The following is a 21,506-nucleotide window of genomic DNA, read 5'->3' as shown; positions in this document are numbered from 1 at the left end:
AACAGAAAAAACCGGTGATTTGTTCGTCACTACGAGGAATGTCTGGGCTTCCGGTCGCTGTTCGCGGCGGAATCCGCAGACAGCTTAGACTGAGGATTGCCGGTTTTGCGCCGGAAGGCTTTCCGGTGCAGAGCCTTCGGTGATCCTTCCCGCCTCTTCAGTGCCACACGCGCCGCCCTGCCAAATAACTGCACTTTGTACAGCTATAACCTGGCTTTTGGCAGATAAACACAATTTAGCTGCACTCTGTACAATTATCCAGGCGGACAGCGGCTAAATTGCAGAAATTCTCTATTTTTAATTGCAGAAACTACAGTTATAGCTCATGAAAAGGCTCCACAGCAGTAAATAGCTGCAGTAAATACATTTATCTACGCGGAGGCTGCCACAATAGCGTGCTTTCTTTCAAACGTTTCACTATATAGTCATAGTCGTTTCAATAGATATCAGGCGGAAGACCGCTTCATGCAAAATACAGGAGGGAATAAGCAATGCAACTGCAAAAGATTTTTAATACCGAAGCCCCGAACCAATCCACCCGCATCATCGACGGGGAATGCTCAGGGATTCTGAATTGGAACGATATCCGCATGCCGCACATGTACAAGCTGTACAAGGTGCTGCTGCTGAACCACTGGATCGCTGATGAAATCCCGATGTCGAAGGATGCACAGCAGTTCCCGCTGCTGGAAGCGGAAGAACAGCGCGTGTTCAAAATCAACATCGGACTGCTGGCGGTGCTCGATTCCATGCAGACGATGTTCGTCGGCGATGTGAAGCGTTATTTTACCGATTCTTCTCTGGAGGCGATTTCGGCCATCATCGGCCAGCAGGAGGTTGTGCACAACCAGTCCTACTCCTACGTCCTTTCTTCTATCGTCTCAGAGAGCGAGCAAAAGGAGATTTTTGAATACTGGAAGCATGATCCGGTGCTGCTGGAACGCAACCAGTTCATCTCGGACATTTATCAAGAGTTCCGCGATGCGCCTTCCAAGGAGACTTTTTTCCGGGCAATGGTGGCTGATTTGATTCTGGAGGGAATTTTCTTTTATAGTACATTTGCCTTCTTCTATAACCTGGCCCGTGACCAGAAAATGATGGCAACCAGCCAGATGATCTCCTACATTCAGCGTGACGAAAATCAGCACTGCTACTTCTTCGCCGAAGTGTTCAAGCAGCTGCTGGTGGATTTTCCTGAGCTGAACACCAAAGAAAACATGGATTATGTCTACCGCACCATCGACCGCGCTGTAGAACTCGAAACCAACTGGGGCTATTACACGCTGACCAACGTGCGCGGCATTGATATGAACGAACTGAGCGACTACATCAAATACACGGCCAACAAGCGTCTGACCCTTATGGGCCTGGAAAAAGCCTACAGCGGCGTTGACGTCAACTGCATGCCATGGATCAAACCCTTCTCCGACGAGGCGCTGAACGCGACCAAAACCGACTTTTTCGAAGCCAAGTCCCGCAACTACGGCAAGGTTGGCGACGACAACGGGTTCGACGATTTATAAGGTGCTGCGAGTTGTTTGTCTGGATCGTGCAGAGAAGCCCGATATGTAAAAGCAGGCTGCGCGGACTGGCGCCGCAGTCTATTGCTCAAATGAAGCGGATCTGCCCGACTCCAGGCCTGTTCCAATCTAAAAGACGATCTGTTGTATTTCGTACAGCAGATTGGCCCAATTCCGGCATAAAAAAGCGATCCGTTGAATTTCATGCAGCAGATTTTCGCCAAATGGCACTTTTGAGGCGTATCCGCCACATTCTGCTGCACAATGTGCAATTGAATTGATTTCCAGTACTCCCAGAGGAGATTCTGCTGCACAGAATGCAATAAAACTAATTAGTGCGGGCCCAAGCTGGACCCTGATGATGACGCTGAAGATCCGCACAGCCAATTTAAGGCTCCAGCCCCTGCACTTCAAAACTACTTGCTGTTTAAGGGTAAGCTTCGCTTACCCTTAAACATATAAATTCTTATCTTTTGAACAAAACGGCTACGCGGTCCTTGACTGGATGACGTAGCCGTTTTGGATTTTAGTTTAGCGTTGCCTGGAGAACCCTTTATGAATCCTGTGGCAACTCTAAGTGGAAAAAGGGTAACTAATTTGCTCGACACTACCTGCTCTCCGCAGCTTAAGTGGAAAAAGGATCACTAATTCAGCTCATTTCGCCCCTGACGAGGTAATATGGACCAATTAAGTTTCCTTTTTCCACTTAAATCTCATAATTGTTGATTTTGGGGAGAAATAAGTTCCCTTTTTCCAACTAGCGCTTGCGAAGAAGCCGGTGAGCAAGCGCTAGGTGGAATTAGGATATCTAGACCGACTGCTCCCCCAACTTTATGCACATTTTATCCACAAGCGGAAGTAATCATAATTTCCTAAAAATAAATAAGGGGTAAGCTTCGCTTACCCCAAAACATATAAATTCTTATCTTTCAAGCAGAAACGGCTTCGCCGTTTTTTAAATGCAGCCTGTGCTCCCGAAGCAGCGATTCAGAGTATCGCTTTCAGGTACCGTTTCAGCGAGAAATATAAGGATGATTTGTGGTATGAAACATATAAATCCTTATATTTGCCAAAAGCCCTTTACCGCCGGAATCCCGGCAGTAGGGGGCTTTTGTGATTTCCATGGAAGATATACGCTGCGCAGCGTATATCCGCGCCTATTGTTTCTATTGGTTTGTTCTACTGAATCCAAACACCGTCTACTGTTGGATAACTCAGAACACTCCCGTTAAATGTACACACAGGGAAGCCAAGCAACCTTAGGCGCGCTTCTTAACTTGCTACTCTGCAGATTTACGCGCTGCCTTATGCGACGTCTCTTCCGCCAGCTCCGCAAGGACGCTGTCCAGGCGCAGCCTGAGTTCGTCCGCGAGTTCGACGGCACCCTGGTCATTGCGCACAGCCTGGGAGTCCACCGCATACACGCCGCCCAGAATATGACGCGCCCCCAGTACGGACAGCACCGGCTTCAGTGCATATTCAATGGTAAGCAGATGTGCCAGACTGCCGCCCATAAAGAGGGGAAGCAGGATTTTGCCGGCCAGCCCTTTTTCCGGGATCAGATCCAGGAAGGTCTTCAGGACCCCTGTATAAGAAGCTTTGTATACCGGACTGACCACGATAACTGCATCAGCTTCAGCTACAAGGCCATTAGCCTTGACGATGGCTTCACTTTCGAATTTGGTATGGATCAGATCCTCCGCCGGGAGTTCGGCCACATTGATCCGCTCCACTTCGAATCCGCGCCCGCGCAAATTGGCCTCCGCATATTCAATAACTGCATTCACCCGCGAGACCAGGGATGGTGTTCCGTTGATGACAACTATTTTAGCCATTTTTCCACCTCTTCCGTTCGTTATCCACAATACGCTTCCGCCGCTTCTACGGCAAAAATCCTTTAAATTAGTAATAATCCTATCAGAGCGCAGGGATTATTGTCAAACGTATCCGGCCTCTTGCACCCGGCAGCTTCCTAAGCTATAATAAGCGGCAATACTACATCCCGATCAGGCCAATGACCGGCATCCAACCGTGAGGCGTCTGCGACCGGAGCAATTCTGTTGTTCCCTAAGTTTACCGGGTTTCGCCCGTTACCGCGAAGACCAAAGAGGGCCTTGTCCTGCTGTGAATTCAGAGGATTCGGTCAACCTGGGTGGCACCGCGAGCTGACGCTCCTCGTCCCATGGATGAGGGCGTTTTTTGTATTTTTATAGGACAAAAAGGAGCGAAGCGGCATGCTGGACATGAACTGGATCAGGGACAATGAGGAACTTATGAGAAACACAGCGGTGTGGAAAAAGGTGGACTTCCCGCTGGAAGATCTGTTGGAATGGGACGATAAACGGCGGGAGCTGCGCCGGGAAACCGAGCGTCGGCGTGCGGAGCGCAACGGGCTGACGAAGGAGGTCGAGCGCCTGCTCCGCCAGGGAGAGGCCGCGGCCGGAGAAGCAGCCAAGGCACAGGTGCGCGAGATTAACGCTCACCTTACGAAGCTGGAAGCGGATCTGACCGAAGCAGAGCAGCGCTGCAGCGAGCTGCTGCTGCTTGCGCCAAATCCGGTATCGGCAGATACGCCGATTGGCGCGGATGACAGCGGGAACGTGGAGCTGCGGCGAAACGGCACTCTGCCGGATTTCGGCTTCACGGCGCGAGATCACGTGGAGCTCGGGGAGCTCCACAGCATCATCGATATTCCGCGCGGCGTCAAAGCCGGAGGACCGCGCAGCTACGTGCTGAAGGGCGCGGGGCTGTACCTGCACCTCGCCGTGCAGCGACTGGCGCTGGATGTGCTGGCCGAGCGCGGCTTCACCGTGATGGACGTGCCGGTTATTGTCCGCCCGGAGGCGTTGGAGCGGACCGGGTTTTTCCCGGGAGGGATGGACCAGACCTATGAGCTGAACGGAGAAAAGCGCTGGCTGGCCGGGACCTCGGAGGTGTCGCTCGTCTCGCTCTACAGCGACGAGATCGTCGAGGCGGAGGTGCCGCTGCGGCTGGCCGGAATGTCGGCCTGCTTCCGCCGCGAGGTCGGTTCGGCGGGGCGCGATGTGCGCGGCCTGTACCGGGTGCACCAGTTCTCGAAGATCGAACAGGTCGTGATCTGCAAGAATGATCCGGCCGAGTCGGAGCAGATGCTGCAGGAGATTCTGGCGAATGCCGAGCATATTCTCCAGCTGCTGGAGCTGCCCTACCGCGTAGTGGCAGTCTGCAGCGGGGATATGGCGCTGAAGACACACAAGCAGTACGACATTGAGACCTGGATGCCCAGCCGTGGCGCATATGGGGAGACCCATTCGGCTTCGAATCTGCTGGATTTCCAGGCCCGCCGCTCGGGCATCCGCTTCCGTGATAAAGACGGGCGGCTGCAATATTGCCACACCTTGAACAATACCGCAGTCGCCACGCCGCGGATTCTGATTCCGCTGCTGGAGAATCACCAGCAGGAAGATGGTTCGATCTATATTCCGAAGGCGCTGCGCAAATATATGGACGGGCAGGAATTTCTTCACGCTGCGGTGACAGCAGCGGAATAATGGACCGTTTAAGATAAAACATCTGACACACAGATAACTTTTCATGTATCCTCACAGAAAGCTATAAAACTATGAATTTGCCTATTCAGCCGCTGCTTCGGCCTGAGCAGGAGAAGTTCATAGTTTTTTTGTGCATTATGACAAATTTCCTTGTAAATTGATGTTAAACAGCCATTGTTTACTATATATTTACGTTAGACAATCTCTCATTTAATCTGCAAATGATAGATTGGGAGAAGGCTACAACAATATCGTATCTAGAGAGGAGAAGATGGTATCAAATGAACATTCCCTCAAGGCGAACAAAATGGTGGTCGGCAGCGCTCTCATTGGTGCTGATTACCGATACGGCCCTGCCTGCAGCTCCAATGGCTTCAGCGGCAGCGGATAACAGCGCTCCCGTGATCTCCCAGGTGTACGGCGGCGGAGGCAACTCTGGAGCCAAGTACAAAAATGACTTCATCGAGCTGTACAACCCTACGGATACAGATATTGATTTGACCGGCTGGAAAGTGAGGTACGCTTCCGCCTCAGGCTCTTTTGGTGATAACGCCAAATCGTTCACCCCGCTCAGCGGAAGTGTTCCTGCTGGCGGATATTTTCTGGTTCAGGAAGCCGCCGGCACCGGAGGTACTGACGCTCTTCCGGCTCCCAATCTAATTGCCGAAGGCGATGCGGTTCTTTCTATGAGCGGCACGAACGGCAAAGTTGAACTGCTCGATGCTTCCGGTACCCGGGTTGATCTGGTCGGCTACGGATCAGCCAGCGAATATGAAGGCACCCCGGGTATCGAAGGGTCAGGTCCGGCCCCGGCCCTCTCCAACACTACCGCAGCCGTGCGCAAGTCCTCTTCCCTGCTCCCTGACGGCAACCGCGGACTGGATACGGACAGGAACCTGTCCGACTTTGCCGTACAGGCACCGGAACCCCGCAGCTCCGGTACGGACAGCACCAAGGCTCCGGCGGTCTCTGCTTCCATCGCCTCCGGGCAGACGGTGCCTAAGGGCACGAAGCTTTCCCTGAGCACAAGCAGTGTAACGGCAAGCGTATATTATAGTGTGTACGTTGACGGCAGCACCAGTGCTGTGGAAGACTTTGCTTTGTACAAGACTCCGATTCTGCTCCAGGATGATACCGTACTGATTAAAGCTTATTCTGCGGAAGAAGGCAAAACGGACAGCGGTATCTCCCAATTCAGCTATACCACCAAGGAAGCCATCAGCGGACTGACGATTCCCAAGATTCAGGGCACCGTCCAATCCTCGACCTATGCAGGGCAGCTTGTGAAGGATGTGGCGGGGATTGTCACATACACGAGCGGCAGCACGTTCTACATTCAGACCGCAACGCCGGACAGCGATCCCCGGACCTCCGAGGCGATTATGGTCTACCTGCCGGGCAACAAGGTGAAAGCAGCCGATTCCGTTCTTGTGGATGGCTGGGTTAAGGAATATAAAGAAAGCGGATATGCAGATGCCACTGATCTGCTGACCACTGAAATTGCGGCGACTCAGGCAACCGTGTTGTCCAGCAATAACCCGCTCCCTGCACCAACGGTTATTGGAACGGGCGGGCGCACAATTCCGGCCACTACGATTTCTGTAGGGCTGGACAAAGAGCTTGACCCGGCCAAATATGCGCTCGATTTCTATGAGAGTCTGGAGGGCATGCGCGTTCAGCTCATCACCCCGAAGATTATCGGGCCTTTCGATTATGAAATTCCGGTTACCGTGAACAACGGCGCCAGTACAACCGAAGTCTCTTCACCTGCGGGGGGTCTGGTACTTACTGGAGCAGACTTTAATCCCCAGCGTATTCTGATCGCCGCCCAGCCGGGCACTCCGGTTCGGACGGGACAGGTATTTAAAGGAAACATCACCGGTGTCCTCGGGTATGACTACGGCAATTTCAAGGTGCATCCGGAAGGCGCTCTGCCGGAGGTCGACAAAGGAACCTCTATCGAGCGGGAGACGACCCCATTGAAAGCCGGAGCAGACAAATTGACGGTAGCTTCCTTTAACGTGGAAAACTTCTCTTTAAAAAGCGGTTCCACCAAAATCGAGAATATTGCCAAGGCCATCGTGACTAATCTGAACACACCGGATATCCTCGGCCTTCTGGAAGTTCAGGACAATGACGGTGATACTAACTCTGGAACCGTTGATGCCACGGACAGCTATAAAGCGCTGATTGATGCCATTAAGAAACAGGGTGGTCCAACCTATGCTTTTACCGATATTGCTCCTGTGAATAATATGGACGGCGGTGCGCCGGGCGGGAATATCCGTGCCGGATTTATCTACAACACTGAACGCGTGCAGCTGGCGGAAGGCACAAAGGGCGATGCCACCACTGCGGTGGCCTATACCAAGGATGGCGGACTCAGCCTGAATCCGGGGCGCATTGATCCAACCAATCCCGCGTTCGCCAATTCCCGCAAACCGCTTGCAGCAGAATTTATTTTCAATAATAAAAAGGTAATGGTCATTGCCAACCACTTCAACTCCAAGACGGGAGACTCCGCACTTTACGGCGGCATCCAGCCTCCGGTTCTGCCAAGTGAAGCCCAGCGGGCGGAAATTGCTACAGTCGTGAACGGTTTCGTTTCCGATGTGCTGGCCAAAAGTCCCGACGCTAATCTTGTTGTGCTTGGCGATCTGAACGATTTCCAGTTCTCCAATACTTTGAAAATACTGAAAGGCAGCGCCCTGACCAACCTGGTTGACACCCTGCCGCTGGGAGAGCGTTACTCCTACGTATACCAGGGTAATTCCCAGACGCTGGATCATATGCTGGTCAACAATAAGCTGGCGACAAGATCGGCACTGGACATTGTGCATATCAATGCCGACTTTGATGAGAAAGAAGGGCGCGTGAGCGATCATGATCCGCTGCTGACGCAAATTGATTTTGGCACAGAAAATTTCAACCTGCGTGTCCTGCATACCAACGATACGCATGGCCACCTGGAGAATATCACCAAGCGGACCTCAGCCATCAGCAGTGAACGGACAGGCAACGCGGTTCTGCTGGATGCAGGCGATGTTTTCTCCGGCACTCTGTATTTCACCCAGTTCAAGGGGCAGGCCGACATCGAGTTCATGAACAACATCGGCTATGACGCGATGACGTTCGGCAACCATGAGTTCGATCTGAACGCCAAGGAGCCGGAGGTGCTGAAGAATTTTGTCACCGCTGCAAAGTTCCCGTTCACCAGCGCAAATATTGACTTTACAACAAAGGGAAGTGAACTGGCAGAACTCTATCACGATGCCATCGGCATGCTTGAAACCGACGAGACCAAGAGCACCGCAAAAGACGGCCATATTTATCCTTCTGTTATTAAGGATGTGTATGGTGAAAAGGTCGGCATCTTCGGCCTGACCACTGAGGATACCGTTGGGCTGTCCTCGCCGGGAGAGCAAATCAGCTTCAAGGACCATGTGGAAAGCGCCAAAAAAACAGTAGCTATGCTGGAGGCGCAGGGCATCAACAAAATTATCGCCGTCACCCACCTGGGCTACACTGTAGATCAGGAATTGGCAAAAGCTGTGCCGGGAATTGACATTATCGTGGGCGGTCATTCGCATACGAAGATCGATAATCCCCCAGCCCCAATCGTCAATGCCGGCACCGGCAAAAATGTGCTGATCGTACAGACCGGTGAATACAGCCAGTTCCTTGGTGAACTGAATGTAACATTTGACAAAGACGGCGAAATTCTTGCTTACAACGGCAAACTGCTTGACGTCAATCTGTTCGGCGAGGACAGCACGGCCAAAAAACTGCTTGCTCCCTATGATGCCAAACTTGCTATCGTACGCAACACTGTCGTCGGTTACTCGGACGTCGATCTGTATACTAACCGCATGATCGACGGCAAGTCCGTCCGGGTCGTGCGCCAGGAAGAAACCCCAATCGGCAACATGATTGCCGACAGTATCGCGGAGAAAGTCAGAGAGCTGATGCCAAACTTCGTATCGGCAAGCGACCTCGCTTCCATCAAGGGTGTTGTCGCTATCCAGAATGGCGGCGGGATCCGCGCAGCCATCGACAAAGGTGACATTACGATGGGCGAAGTGCTGACCACGCTGCCGTTCGGCAACAGTCTGGCCGCTCTCAAAGTAACCGGTGCGGAAATCATCTCCTCCCTGGAGAACTCAGTCAGCGGACTGAGCTCGGATCAGGGCCGGTTTGCACAGGTTTCCGGGATGAAATATACGTATGATTCCACGAAGAAACCGGAAATTGTAGATTCGCTGACCGGTCAGGTAACCCAGGCCGGAGAACGCATAGTATCCGTGGAGATCCGGCAGACGGACGGTTCTTATCTGCCGATTGATCCGAATGCCTACTATCTCCTGTCCACGAACTCCTTCATGGCCGGGGGCGGTGACTTCTACCGCGCACTGGCTGGAGCAAAGGCCGACGGGAGGTATTATGAGCTGGGTCTTCCGGATTTCGAGGTTCTCTTATCTTATCTGAAGCTGCACCATCCAATTAACAGCAAGGTCGAGGGCCGGATTACCGATCTGAAGGGCACAACTCCTGGCCCTGCACCGACACCATCAACAACACCGACGCCAACAGCAACGCCGACTCCGACGCCGACTTCGACTAGCTCATCGGGAGGAGGTGGCGGCACACCGGCAACGGCAGCACCAACGCCAACACCAGGGGCAACCGCTTCTGCGCTGGCTCCGCCGCAGGTGACGACGATCACCGCAGCAGATCTGACCAGCAAGCTCGCCGCCTTGCCTGGCGGAACCAGTGAGCTGGTGATCCCGCTCAACGCTTCAAGCGGCGGAGCACAGGTGGTGCTTCCGGGCAGCGTGCTTGTGCAGCAGGCAGCTTCGAACCCGGCTGCCGTCCTTACGTTCACGGTCCCTGGGGGAGCTTCCTATTCACTTCCGCTCCGTGTACTGAACGGAACGGCGCTGGCCGCCCAACTCGGCACCAGCGATTTCACTGTAACCGTGTCCCTGCTGCAGGCAAGTGCTTCAACACTCAGCAGCCTGAATCAGGCTCTTGCGGCCCAGGGCGGCCCGCTTACCCTGGCTGCGCCCGTGATGGAGTTTACAGTTACAGCACAGGCTGGAAGCAGCAGTGTTTCGCTGAACAATTTCGGAAGCACCTATGTGAAGCGGACCCTTACCGCACCTGGAGTGCTGAACCCGCAGGGTTCGACCGCTGTCTCGTTTGATCCGGCTACCGGCAAGCTGTCCTTCGTACCTTCCGTCTTCACCGGTAAGCCTGACGGAACCACCGAAGTTGCGATCAAACGCAACAGCAACAGCTTTTACACCGTTGTGAAATCGGGCAGGACCTTCGGGGATATTACCGGGCACTGGGCCAAAGCCTCCATTGATCTGCTGGCCTCCAAGCTGATTATTACCGGTACGAGCGCTACCGCATTCCAGCCGTCGCAAATGGTGACCCGCGCGGAATTCGCGGCGCTGATTACCCGCTCCCTCGGACTTGCGTCCATGAGCAGCGGAGTCACCTTCAGTGATGTGGGGGCCAATGCCTGGTATACGGATGCTGTGAAGACAGCCGCCGCCGCAGGCCTCATTACGGGCTATACTGACGGAAGCTTCAAGCCGGCCAGTCCGATTACCCGCCAGGAGATGGCCGCAATTATGGCCAAAGCCATGAGGTACACGGGCAAATCCCTGAATGTCGGGCCTGCAGCATTGGCCAAATTCAGCGATGCTTCCGTCATTCCGGCCTGGTCCCGGGAGGCCATCGCCGGGATTGCTGCTGAAGGCATCATTCAGGGCAGACCGGACGGCTCGTTCGCACCGCAGGCGCTGGCTACCCGGGCGGAAGCAGCAACGATGCTGGAGAAGACCCTAAAGTCGCTTCAATTTATCAATTAACCCTATCGGAGCTTAGAGCACCTGCGAGGCAGGAAGCTCATCGTTAATGGAAAAAACGGCTGCACCATCCTTCACAGGACAGTGCAGCCGTTTTAGTTTTAAGATTGCTTAAAAATCCTGTAAACTGTGATTGCCAGGGTGAGAGGTCAGGTCCTGTCCCCATTCCCCCGTCTGCTTGGATCTGCCCGGTTCGGTAACAACCTTAAGTGGAAAAAGTAAACCTAAATCTTCCTTCTCCCACTTCCCCGCAAACGTTAGTTGGAAAAAGGGTACCTAATCCGACCAATTTCCCCGCCCACCCGTGATTAAGCCCAAATTAACTCTACTTTTTCCCACTATTCCTTTTTCAGGAGGTTTTTCCGTTTATTTAAGTGTACTATTTCCACTTCACTTACCTGCGGCTACCTGTGATCCACCCGGCCCCTTATCACCATGCACCCTATCGCCAAACACCCTATTACCAAGCACCCTGTCACCAAGCACCCTATCGCTAAGCACCCTATCGCTAAGCCCCCCATCTCCAAGCACCCTCCGCTCTTGCCTGTATGACTGAAAAACGGGGGCTTATGCGCCAGTGGACCATAGATTTATTTTCCGGAAAATAGTTCGACATCCTTGATATCATCAATTAGTTCGTTTATAATAAAACAAAGTTAAGTTCTATATTTATAGAACAAAATTTTCAGATCACCATTAATGGTGGGCTGCTTCGAGCAGTACCCGCCGCAGTATATGAATTCCGCCTTTCAGCTACTCTAACGCCTGCATGGCGCAATCATAACGAAACGAGGAACGCACATGGATTATAAGGTAGAAGTGGATTTTGCCCCTATGTATGAATGCTTCACCAGTTTAACTGCTTTCCTGGGCAGGCAGAATCATAACGCTCTGGAGTCCGGCAAGCTCTGGGTTAAGGAGGTTCAGAAGAGATTTACCACGGCCCAGCTTCGGAACATGCAGGAGTTCTCCAGGGAAAATGCCGATTTCACGCTCACCCCATACATATGGAGCTGCCCTGGCGACCGTTCAGTATCCGGTTTCCTGGATTGGTTCGACGGCCTCTCTCCGGGAGAATTGTTCGAAATTACTGCACGCTTCGGATCAACGGTTCCGTCTAGTCTCACCGATATGCGCAGCCAAGCCTCCGGGGTTCTGCGGGAATGGAATGAACGGTACTTCCGGGACATCAATCCCGCTATTCTAGACTCGCTGAGCCGGGAGGCAGACTCCAGGCGGGCCGGATTGAACGGCACTAATGCTTTGGAGGTCTACGAACAGGCGACACAGGGAATGCGGCTGCATCCCGGCGAACGATTGAAGCAGATCATACTGATCCCGCAGTACCATGCCCGCCCGCTGGTCACCTCTTCGTTATATGATGAATTTGTGTTTACCAGCTATGCCTGTGACGCGCTGCCTCCGGAGGAGGGGCGGCCCGCTCCTTCGCTGCTGCGGCTAACGCGGGCGCTCTCGGACGAGACAAGGCTCTACATTCTCCGCCTGCTGGCCGGGAAGCAGCTGGGGTTCACTGAAATCGTCCGGCAGGTCGGCCTGTCCAAAAGCACAATCCACTACCATCTCATCACGCTGCGCTCGGCTGGATTGGTCATTGTCCATACCAGCGGCAAAAGCGCGTCCTACAGCCTGCGCCTGGATGCCCTGAACAATCTGCCGCAGCAGATTGCAGATTATATGGAGAAGTGAGCAGGAACAGACGACAAAGCGCTAAAAGAGCAATCCCCCGGATGAGCCGCCGTTTACCACTTAGCCGCTAAGCCGCTTAGCGGTTTTGTCCCCTTTATGGTCTGAGCGCCTGGCACGGGGATACGTGAAAAAGGAGTGAATTCCCTATGCTGAAACGCAGCTATTATGGTTTGCTGTCCACGATTTCCCTGAGCGCCTTCGGAGATGCTTTTGGCCTGCTGGCGATGGAGTGGCTGGTCTACGAGCTGACCGGCTCCAAGCTGGCCATGGGCGCGCTGGCACTCAGCTCCGGCATCCCGGAGCTGGTGCTGCGCTTAATCGGCTCGCCGCTGTCGGACCGGCTGCCCCGCGTGCGCTTCATGGCCTGCCTGGCCGCCGTCCGGCTGCTGGCCATTGCCCTGCCGCTGGGCATGGGCCTCGCCGGCCAGCTTCAGCTCTGGCATTTGTTCGCCGCAGCCGGGCTTAGCGGCGCCTGCGCCGCGCTGTTCATGCCCACGGCGATGGCCGTGATCCCCGGCGTCGCGGACAGCCGGAAGCTGGTGCGCGCCTTCGCCGTCATCGACGGCTGCAAGGGAGCGGCGGCGCTGCTTGGGCCTGCGCTGGCCGGTGTGATCATTGCAGCCAGCGGAGCGCTGCCGGCCCTTGGCATCAATATGCTGTGCTACACCGCCGCCATTGCCACGCTGCTGTGCCTGCCGAAGCTGCCCAAGCCGGATGCAGCTCCAGGCAGCTTCTCCCTAGCCGCATATATGCGTGAAATTGCGGAAGGCTTCACCTTCTACAAGCAGTTCCCGGCAATGTTTACTATTATGCTCATGGCTTCGGTCAGCAATCTGAGCTCCATCGCCGTCTGGACGATGATGGTTCCCTATGTGCGCGAGGTGCTTCACCGCGATGCCGCCGCCATGGGCACGCTCACCACAGCTTCAGCACTGGGAACGCTGGTTGGGCTTGGCGTGATCTCCCTGCTGGGCGAGATTACACACAGGCGCCTGGTCATGCTCGGCAGTCTGGGCACCATTGGAATCATTACATCCATATGGGGGCTAGTCCCCAGCTTCCCCTTCGCGCTTGCTGCCGTATTTGTATCCGGTGCCCTGGGGCCCTTCTTCGGATCGTTAAGCTCCTCCCTGCACGGGCGGCTGGTTCCCGGAAATCTTCAGGGACGGGTGAATTCCATCCGGTTTCTGATTGGCGGCAGCCTGACGCCCTTAGGCGCTTTTGCCGGAGGGGCCATTGCCGAGGCCTACGGCATCTCTGCCCTGTTTCTCGCCGCAGGACTGCTGCCGGCTGTATTTGCCGGAACCGCCCTGCTTCTCCCCGGCCTCCGGATGCTCGATGGTGACCTGTCAATGCTTGAAGCCAGACATTTGCCGGACCGCAGGCCTCCCGCCGCGGCTTCAGGCGTTTTAGCCAAAAGGTAAGCCCGCCTCCACGGGGACACAGGATATGACTTGATCCGCCCAGTGTTCGGGGCGATCCATATTTCCCACACCAAACAGGCGATACCCGTGTCATTGGAGTATCGCCTGCAGGCTGGAGCTTTTTAAGCAACCAGGGTTATTTAGGACTAATCAAATAGTTCATCTTCCGTGCTTCTCACATAATGGCTTGTATCCCCGTGCAGCAGGATCTCTGCGGTCCCGTCCGTAAAATCAATCCGGCACAGGCAGGTAGGATAAATATAGGGCAGATCCCATAGCTTCTCCATGGCCCTCTCTTCAAAATAAGCCATCAGCACTTTGATAACCACCGTATGGGTAACAATCAGGATGCGCTGCCCCTCATGTGCGGCCACAATTTCCTGCAGTTTGTCCAGCGCACGCTTCTGCACACCGGCAAAGCTCTCGCTGCCTTCCACCCTGAATTCCTCCGGGTTCTTCCAAAAATTAAAGTGCTGCACCGGGTCCCTGGCTTCGATCTCGCCGGAGTCGCATCCTTCCCAGACCCCCATGCCAATTTCCTTGAATTCATCGCAGGCAGTTAGCGGGATGTCCCGCTCCCCCCGGATAATCTCCGCCGTCCGGTATGCCCTTGGGCTTGAGCTTGAGTATACGAGGTCCAGCGGCTCCTTTTGCAGCCCCGCGTTCAGCCACTGTGCCTGCTGCTCGCCAAGCGGCGTAAGCGGTGAATCGAGATGCCCCTGCATACGGTTCTGGACATTCCATTCTGTCTGACCGTGCCGGGTAATAAATATTGTTGTTACAGTCAAGAGTCCACACTCCTTTTATAGTCCGTCCTATAAGGTATCAGTCACATTTGGTCTCCTAATTTCAAAAAATTGCCCGTAACTGTGCTGAAGAACTGCTCTTCCCAGCCGCATACGCAACCTGATCCATTACCCCCGCCTCTGCTCCAGCCATTTCACCGCATAGTCCACGATCTCCCGCTGCGGAATGAGCTGGGCTTCTGCTGCGGCAACTTTTCCATATGTAATCTGTCCCGTCTCTTGTCCAAAGTCCCTGCCAATGGCGGCAAAATCATCCGAATTCCAGTTATAGTCCCTGAACTCTACCCATTGTCTGGCCCCGTCAACCAGCATGGGTGCTCCCGCAGTTACTTCCTGTTTCCCGGCATACTCCGCCCGGTATTCGGCCAGATGCAGTGAGGTATTGCTGAGGCTGTCTATGCCGAGCAGCAGTACGCTTCCTTTCAGATCATAGATCCGGGCCAGAGGCGATTGTTCACCAAAAGCGTACTCCAGCGCATGCCCATCGATAATCTCATCCCTGTGTCTGCCCCAGGCGGCAAAAGAGCTTATCGGATGGCTGCTGCGCTTCACACCTTTTTGCTTGCGGAAGGTTTCGGGAATCACGCCCATCCCCCGCAGCAGCGTGAGGTCCGGGTCATAGGCCGGCATATGTTCCCGGATGCCCTGCCACCATGCTTCCGGAACTGGCGGGTTGCTCCAGCCTGACGGATCGGTCAGGTCCGAGGACTGGGTCGGCATCACCAATGTCCCTTCATCCCCAAGCACCTGCTCCAGCGCCAGAATAACCGCCACCGGCCCGCCTGCCACCCACTGTCCCAGCGATTTGAAGGACGAATGCAGCAGCAGCGTCATCCCCTCCTGCACCCCCAGCTTCCGAAAATCCGCAGCCAGCGACTCTACAGTTATTAATTCTCCTTGAACTTCCTCCACTCGAATGTTCCACCTCAGCTTTCTATACCTGTGAATCTACTCCTCTGCAATTTGAGAGGATAGGTGGAATTTCTCCCACTAATTCTTCTCATAACAAACTTCATCCGCATTTAGTGGGAATTTGTCCACTTAAATTCTCTGTAATCGTTAAAATATCTCCAAATTCGCTGTTCGCTGAAAATTTAAGCTCCCTTTTTCCACCTAATTCAAAAAAAGAGCACAATTCCGTCAAATTAGTTGTACTAATTCCCACTAACAAAAAGTTAGTTAAAGTAACAGCCGATTTCCAGAGGCGAAGCGGACATTATTCGGTGCCAAAGAGGTATCTAGATTCGGCGAGTTCCCCATCATCAGCGCTGCCGTCAGCAGCGTCCCCCTGGCCTCAGCCAAACTCTGGCGGCCCCGGCTTCTTACAATTCCTTATCTCCCGTTCGTCCCGCGTCACGCTCCAGCAGCAGCTTGGCGCGGTATTCGCCGGGGGAGATGCCTTCCAGTTCCTTGAATACACGGGCGAACTGCTTGCTGTTCTCGAAGCCGACCGCTTCGGAGACACCGGCCAGCTTGATGCGGTTCTCGGAGAGCAGCGCTTTGGCGTGGCGGATGCGGACTCTTTTGAGATACAGGACAAAGCTCTCTCCGGTGTAGGCCTTGAAGGCCTCACTGAAATAAGAATAATTAAGCGACACATAGTTGCTGACCATCGCCATATTCAGCGGACGGGCATAATTTGCCTCAATATAGGCCAGCGCTTCCTCCATATCGGTATGCTCGGTGTGAGCGGATCTAATTCCTATAATATATTCGTTCACCGTAATGAGCAAATGCTCAAGTGTCCGGTAATAGTCGTGAAAATGGCGGAAATTATACAGATTGCCGACTGTGCGGTACAGCTTCAGCACCTCTACCGAAGCCTCCCCGTGCAAACGGAAAACTTCGTCCAGCACCCGTTCATTGATGCTCCGGCCCACATGCTCAAGATACGCCAAATCCAAATGCTGCAAATGCTCCAGCTGAAAAATAGCGCCCAGCAAGCTTTTGATCTCCTTCTCGCGTTCGGTCCCCAGCATGTTCAGCAGCTTGCGCAGCTCCTCCTCCGGCGCCGGAAACTGCAGCCGCCCTTCGCGCAGATCCGCATAGTCTATGAAGCTGGCCTGTGGCGGAAGAAAGGTATACTGCAGTGCGCGGCAAGCTTCCTTGTATCCGGTACGGAAACCGTCCGGATTCAGGACTTCGCCGCCGATGCCAAGGAGCAGCTCCTGCAGGCCCTTTGCCGCAGCCTGCCGGGCCAGCTCCCGGAATGCCTCCTTGCCGCTTCCGACCAGGACCAGCTTTCCTTCCCAGTCCGTCAGAATCTCAGTAAAACGTCCGGAGAGCGGTCCGCTCATCCGCTCAATCAGCCCTTGCACTTCCTCCGGCTTCATCCGCGTCCCGTCGTTATAGTAGAAGTTCAACACTCCAACCGTAAAAGGAACCGGCAGCTGTTCCAGTTCCTGCTGCTGCTCCAGCGACGGCTCCACAGGCTCCTGCATCAGCAGACCGCGCAGCCGGGCGGTCCGCAGCTCCCGGCGGTAGCCCTCAGCCTCCTGCGCAAGCCTCCGGGAGCTGGACTCCTGCTCCTTCCACTCCCGGCTGATCTGCTCCAGAACCCCGAACAGCTCCTCGCGCCGGATCGGCTTCAGCAGATAATCCTTAACGCGGTAGCGGATCGCGCTTTTGGCATATTCAAAATCATCGTAGCCGCTCAAGATCACGACCGCCGGCCCTTCACTGCCGGGCTCCGCTTCTGCGGACAGCCGCTCCAGCAGCGTAATGCCATCCATCACCGGCATGCGGATGTCGGTAATAATGATATCTCTGCGTTCCTGCTGATACAGCGCAAGCGCCTCTGCACCATTTCCCGCGAGCGCGATGCTGTAGCGGGACGGGTATTCCCGCTCAATCATGGCCTGCAAGCCCTGGCGGATCATCTTTTCATCATCTATAATCAGCAGCTTCTTCATGTCTGTCTATCCCCTGTCAAAAGAACTTTGGGCAGCGTCATGAACACTGTCGTCCATTCCCCCGCTTGACTCTGCACTTCCAGCCCGTAGGCTTCCCCGTAGAACAGCTGCAGCCGCTGATGCACATTCCGGAGCCCTATGCCTCCCCCTCTGTAACCGCCAGTTGAAGCACCTGAAGCATCTGCCCCCGGCTCCTCCTTGGCATATATGGAGCTGTGCAGCTCTGTCAGCCGTTCCGGAGTCAGCCCGAACCCGTTATCGCGGATAGCGATAAAGATATCCCCATCGGCCTCCGAGATCTGGATGCGGATCGAGCGGTTCTGAAGCTCTTCCTCTCCTGCTGCCCAGGCATGCTTCACACTGTTCTCCACCACGGGCTGCAGCGACATCTTCAGCACCTCCAGCTCCAGATAAGGAGCATCGACCTCCAGTTCCAGTAGAATCGGGTACTCAAACCGGATATTCATCACTTCAATGTAATTCTCGATATGGCGGATTTCATCCCGCAGCTTCACATACTCCCCAGACCATTTAAAGTTATAGCGCATCATGCCGCCAAGCGAAGTCAGCGCATCGGAGATGCCCCGCTGATTTTCGATTTCGGCCAGCATTTTAATATTTTCCAGGGTATTATAGAGGAAATGGGCATCGATCTGGTTATGCAGCGTGCGCAGCTCAGCCTCCTTGGAGAGAGCCTCCTTGTTCACAGCCTGGGCTACCAGCGTATTAATCGTGTTCATCAGCTTGGAGAAATGATGGGCCAGCTCCCCGACTTCCCCGCCGCCGCGGATGCTGAATCCCGTATACGCTTCCCCTCTCCGCGCTTTTTTCATCGTCTCGGTCAGCCGGCGCAGATTCTTCAGGATAAAGGCATTCAGCACATAGGCAATAGCTGTAACCAGAACAATAAAACCGATATTGAGTCCGATAATCAGATTCCGGGTATGCGATATATCCTTCATAACCCCTTCCATGGATACCACGTTGACCAGTGAAGCACCGATCTCCGTCAGCGGGGTATGAATCAGCAGAAAAGAGTTGCCCTTCTCCTTATAGTGGATATCCCACTCCCCGGTCTCCGCATACTGCTGCAGGCGTCCGGCAATCGCTCCGGTCAGCTGCGGATTATCCTGCACAAAAGAATGGTCAGCGCGGGTAAACAACTGCAGATCTTCGCCCGCGATGAACATCTGCGACTGGTTGTCGCGCACATCGGTATAGGTTTTCGGCGTGAACCGGCTGAGCAGCATATCCACCTGGATCATCCCGACATGATGGCCGGCCGGAATGCTGATCTCGCGCAATAAAGAGACCTTTGGCTGCCCCTTCGGGGGATCGCCCGAATAACGCTGCATGAGGTCAGGGTCTTCATTTTGAAAAGACCACAGCTCCTGCCCCTCCAGCTTTAGGGCTTTTTGGAACCATGGCTCCATGGATACCCGTTCCTCCCGGAAAATAATCGGCCAGAGCTCGTGAACCTCCCCGCTTCCTGAATAAAGGCGCAAATGCTCAATATTGGGATTGTTGATTTGGATTCTGCTCAGATTCATAAAAGTCGTCGTATTGAAATCAATCAGTTCTCCGAGGGAGGGATCATGCTCATTGAGCAGATAATTCTGGACCGCCTTGTCGGAATAGGCCATCTGCGCTGCCCGCTCCATGGCTTCGATCTGGTTGAGAATATGCAGCTTTTCCATTTGCAGCAAATAGCTGTTTTTGTCCACGGCATCGCGGACATACGTATTGTTGATCGATTTGTAGGAATAGAGGGAGACCAGCAGACACGGACCCAGAATAATAAAAATATAGGCCGCTACCAGCCGGCTTTGCAGCGATCTTCGTCCCCACCAATAATTGAAGGAGCTCCATAATGCCCCTGTTTGTTTGTGTATGCTCACCTGTGCCCTGTACACCTCACCCGACGTACATCCTTATATTTGAAGAAAATAACCCAAAAGCCCGCGGTCAGCGGGCAATTGGGCATCTGTATAGAAGTTACATTCCGAGTTTCTTTTTGTTCTCTTCATATTTCGTCTGGCGGTAAGCGTCGAAGGTCGCCTGGCCTTCCTTTTCCTTCTTCGCCAGATAGTCGCTCCAGAGCTTATCGAACTCGGCATCGGAGGACGCCATCAGCAGCTTCGGCAGCGTTTTACCGCGCAGGTTTTTGAGCTTGGTGGCAATTATGCCTTCAGGCGAGTTGCCTGTAGGATCAATTTGCTGGAATTCTGAAGTGTTTTTAGTTTTACCGCGGGTCCAGTCTTCCAGCTGTTTGAACGGCTCAACGGACTTCGGCGCCCATTGGTCGGTGATATTCGTATTTTGCAGCATCCAGAACGTGAAGGCCGAACCGTATTTCTTATCAAATGCCGAGCGGTCCTTGTTCATCAGATCAAAGGCTTCGGGAAGAAACTGGTCTTTGCCGTCAATTGTATCATAGCTGACCCCTTTTTCGCCCAGGTAAAGATCCTTATTGCCTTCTTCACTGTTTAGGTAGCTGAGGAATTTAATGGCACGGGCTTTGTCCTTAACATCCTTGGAGATCAGGGTTACGGTCCAGCCGGCGATGCTCGGGCCGTTCAGCGCCGGAGGGTCCAGCTTGGTATTCGCAGGTCCGTCTATAGCGATATAGGTTTGTTCAGGGTTCTTTTGGAAAATAGTACCGAGCTGGGAAGCAAAGTCCGTCCGCTGATAGAGCATGGCGAAATAACGGCCTTGCGCAATCTTTTCTTCCATTTGAGCACGTTTGTCGATAAAGATATCCTTGGCCAGCAGTCCGTCCTGGTTGGCCTGGCGGAGCGTTTTCATCCAGCGTACATATTCAGGATCGGTTTCGCGGTCATACACTTTGCCGTCCTTTTCCCAAGGAATGTTCAGGAAATTCTGAATGTAGCCTTCCAGCGAGTCGTTGCCGTTCTCAGTGAACTCATGCAGACCGAGCGGAATAATCGGCTGGCCGTTGATCTCAGGGTATTTCTCTTTCGCCATTTTCAGCGCGTTCAGGAAACCCTCTGGTGTGCGCATATCCGGACTTCCAATCGCTTCGTAAATATCCTTGCGGACCACAAAGGTCTGGTTGGAGACATAGTTATCGCCATATTTTTTATAATCGGCAGGTGAGGAAGAGGAGTTCGGGTAACCGTATACATTGCCGTCCGGCTGCGTATACCAGCCCAGCTTGTCGGCATCCGACACCTTGAAGAAGTAAGGATCATATTCTTCAGCCAGTTTGTTCAGCGGCAGGACCAGCTCGCCTTCGATCATCTTCTTGATCGCGTCTTCCCAGAAGCCCAGCGTAATGAAGTCAGGCAGCTTGCCGGAAGCAATCAGCGTGTTGAGCTTCTCATTCTCATTCCCTGCGGGAACGATAAAGTTGATATTCACACCGGTCTTTTTCGTTATATATTGGGAGGTAGGATCTACACCCCATTTATTCGGAAACCAGGCAAAATTCAGATACCAGTCGAACGTAATCGGTGAGGTATCGCTTTTCCAGCCCGGCTCATCCGCCGAGACCGCTGACGCTGTCGGGTCTGCCGGTGCTTTGGTAGCCTCAGCCGCATTGGTTGCGCCTCCCGTGTTATCCTTGCCATTGTTTCCGGCATTATTGCCGCTTGAACAGCCCGTTGCCGAGAATGCCAGCATCAGCCCCAAGAGCAGCAGCACCATTGCTTTTGGCTTGCGTTTCATGCCCATGCTTATTTACCCCTTTTCTAAGATTGTAGTAAATTAAT

General features: G+C 53.8%; 12 protein-coding genes. 5 read left to right on the top strand and 7 right to left on the bottom strand.

What is annotated here, in order from left to right; all coding sequences use genetic code 11:
* The first annotated feature begins 491 nt into the window (after positions 1 to 491).
* Positions 492 to 1,523 (top strand): ribonucleotide-diphosphate reductase subunit beta, encoded by a 1,032-nt coding sequence (locus tag PRIO_RS02905; protein WP_020425684.1) that lies wholly within the window; start codon positions 492 to 494, stop codon positions 1,521 to 1,523.
* Positions 1,524 to 1,649: 126 nt separating this feature from the next.
* On the opposite strand, the gene PRIO_RS02900 is transcribed toward PRIO_RS02905, so the two are convergent.
* Positions 1,650 to 1,907, bottom strand: coding sequence for a hypothetical protein (locus PRIO_RS02900; RefSeq protein WP_020425685.1), 258 nt, complete (start codon positions 1,905 to 1,907; stop codon positions 1,650 to 1,652).
* 893 nt (positions 1,908 to 2,800) lie between these two features.
* Entirely contained in the window at positions 2,801 to 3,355 is a 555-nt protein-coding gene (gene ssuE, locus PRIO_RS02895; RefSeq protein ID WP_020426417.1) for an NADPH-dependent FMN reductase, read from the bottom strand.
* Between the two features lie 399 nt (positions 3,356 to 3,754).
* Between ssuE and serS the strand changes: the two genes are divergently transcribed.
* From serS to PRIO_RS02875, 4 genes are all read left to right on the top strand, one after another.
* Positions 3,755 to 5,050: a serine--tRNA ligase gene (serS, locus tag PRIO_RS02890; RefSeq protein WP_020426418.1), complete on the top strand. Its 1,296-nt coding sequence runs from the start codon at positions 3,755 to 3,757 to the stop codon at positions 5,048 to 5,050.
* 281 nt (positions 5,051 to 5,331) lie between these two features.
* Positions 5,332 to 10,929, top strand: a complete 5,598-nt coding sequence (locus PRIO_RS33655; protein WP_020426419.1) for an S-layer homology domain-containing protein — start codon at positions 5,332 to 5,334, stop codon at positions 10,927 to 10,929.
* A 798-nt stretch (positions 10,930 to 11,727) separates the two neighbouring features.
* The gene (locus PRIO_RS02880) at positions 11,728 to 12,633 is read left to right on the top strand and encodes an ArsR/SmtB family transcription factor (RefSeq protein ID WP_020426420.1); all 906 of its coding nucleotides are present in this window, start codon (positions 11,728 to 11,730) and stop codon (positions 12,631 to 12,633) included.
* Positions 12,634 to 12,779: 146 nt separating this feature from the next.
* The gene (locus PRIO_RS02875; RefSeq protein WP_046501075.1) at positions 12,780 to 14,057 is read left to right on the top strand and encodes an MFS transporter; all 1,278 of its coding nucleotides are present in this window, start codon (positions 12,780 to 12,782) and stop codon (positions 14,055 to 14,057) included.
* A gap of 146 nt (positions 14,058 to 14,203) precedes the next feature.
* Here the strand turns inward: PRIO_RS02875 and PRIO_RS02870 are convergent, their stop codons facing one another.
* From PRIO_RS02870 to PRIO_RS02850, 5 genes are all read right to left on the bottom strand, one after another.
* Entirely contained in the window at positions 14,204 to 14,845 is a 642-nt protein-coding gene (locus PRIO_RS02870; protein WP_046501074.1) for a histidine phosphatase family protein, read from the bottom strand.
* A gap of 126 nt (positions 14,846 to 14,971) precedes the next feature.
* Entirely contained in the window at positions 14,972 to 15,775 is an 804-nt protein-coding gene (locus tag PRIO_RS02865; protein WP_020426424.1) for an AAC(3) family N-acetyltransferase, read from the bottom strand.
* Between the two features lie 410 nt (positions 15,776 to 16,185).
* Entirely contained in the window at positions 16,186 to 17,775 is a 1,590-nt protein-coding gene (locus PRIO_RS02860; protein ID WP_020426425.1) for a response regulator, read from the bottom strand.
* Positions 17,772 to 19,673 carry a cache domain-containing sensor histidine kinase gene (locus PRIO_RS02855; protein ID WP_231869809.1) on the bottom strand — a complete coding sequence of 634 codons (1,902 nt, stop codon included), beginning with the start codon at positions 19,671 to 19,673 and terminating at the stop codon, positions 17,772 to 17,774. Before PRIO_RS02855 ends, PRIO_RS02860 begins: the two co-directional genes overlap by 4 nt.
* 97 nt (positions 19,674 to 19,770) lie before the next feature.
* The gene (locus tag PRIO_RS02850; protein ID WP_020426427.1) at positions 19,771 to 21,468 is read right to left on the bottom strand and encodes a type 2 periplasmic-binding domain-containing protein; all 1,698 of its coding nucleotides are present in this window, start codon (positions 21,466 to 21,468) and stop codon (positions 19,771 to 19,773) included.
* Positions 21,469 to 21,506: the final 38 nt, after the last annotated feature.

It is taken from the genome of Paenibacillus riograndensis SBR5, from assembly GCF_000981585.1.
GTDB classification, from domain to species: domain Bacteria; phylum Bacillota; class Bacilli; order Paenibacillales; family Paenibacillaceae; genus Paenibacillus_AQ; species Paenibacillus_AQ riograndensis.
This window is presented reverse-complemented; position numbering and strand designations above follow the sequence as displayed.

Coding starts and splice junctions, on each gene's coding strand:
- PRIO_RS02905 (WP_020425684.1), top strand. CDS start 492: ATGCAACTGCAAAAGATTTTTAATACCGAAGCCCCGAACCAATCCACC.
- ssuE (WP_020426417.1), bottom strand. CDS start 3,355: ATGGCTAAAATAGTTGTCATCAACGGAACACCATCCCTGGTCTCGCGG.
- serS (WP_020426418.1), top strand. CDS start 3,755: ATGCTGGACATGAACTGGATCAGGGACAATGAGGAACTTATGAGAAAC.
- PRIO_RS33655 (WP_020426419.1), top strand. CDS start 5,332: ATGAACATTCCCTCAAGGCGAACAAAATGGTGGTCGGCAGCGCTCTCA.
- PRIO_RS02880 (WP_020426420.1), top strand. CDS start 11,728: ATGGATTATAAGGTAGAAGTGGATTTTGCCCCTATGTATGAATGCTTC.
- PRIO_RS02875 (WP_046501075.1), top strand. CDS start 12,780: ATGCTGAAACGCAGCTATTATGGTTTGCTGTCCACGATTTCCCTGAGC.
- PRIO_RS02860 (WP_020426425.1), bottom strand. CDS start 17,775: ATGAAGAAGCTGCTGATTATAGATGATGAAAAGATGATCCGCCAGGGC.
- PRIO_RS02850 (WP_020426427.1), bottom strand. CDS start 21,468: ATGGGCATGAAACGCAAGCCAAAAGCAATGGTGCTGCTGCTCTTGGGG.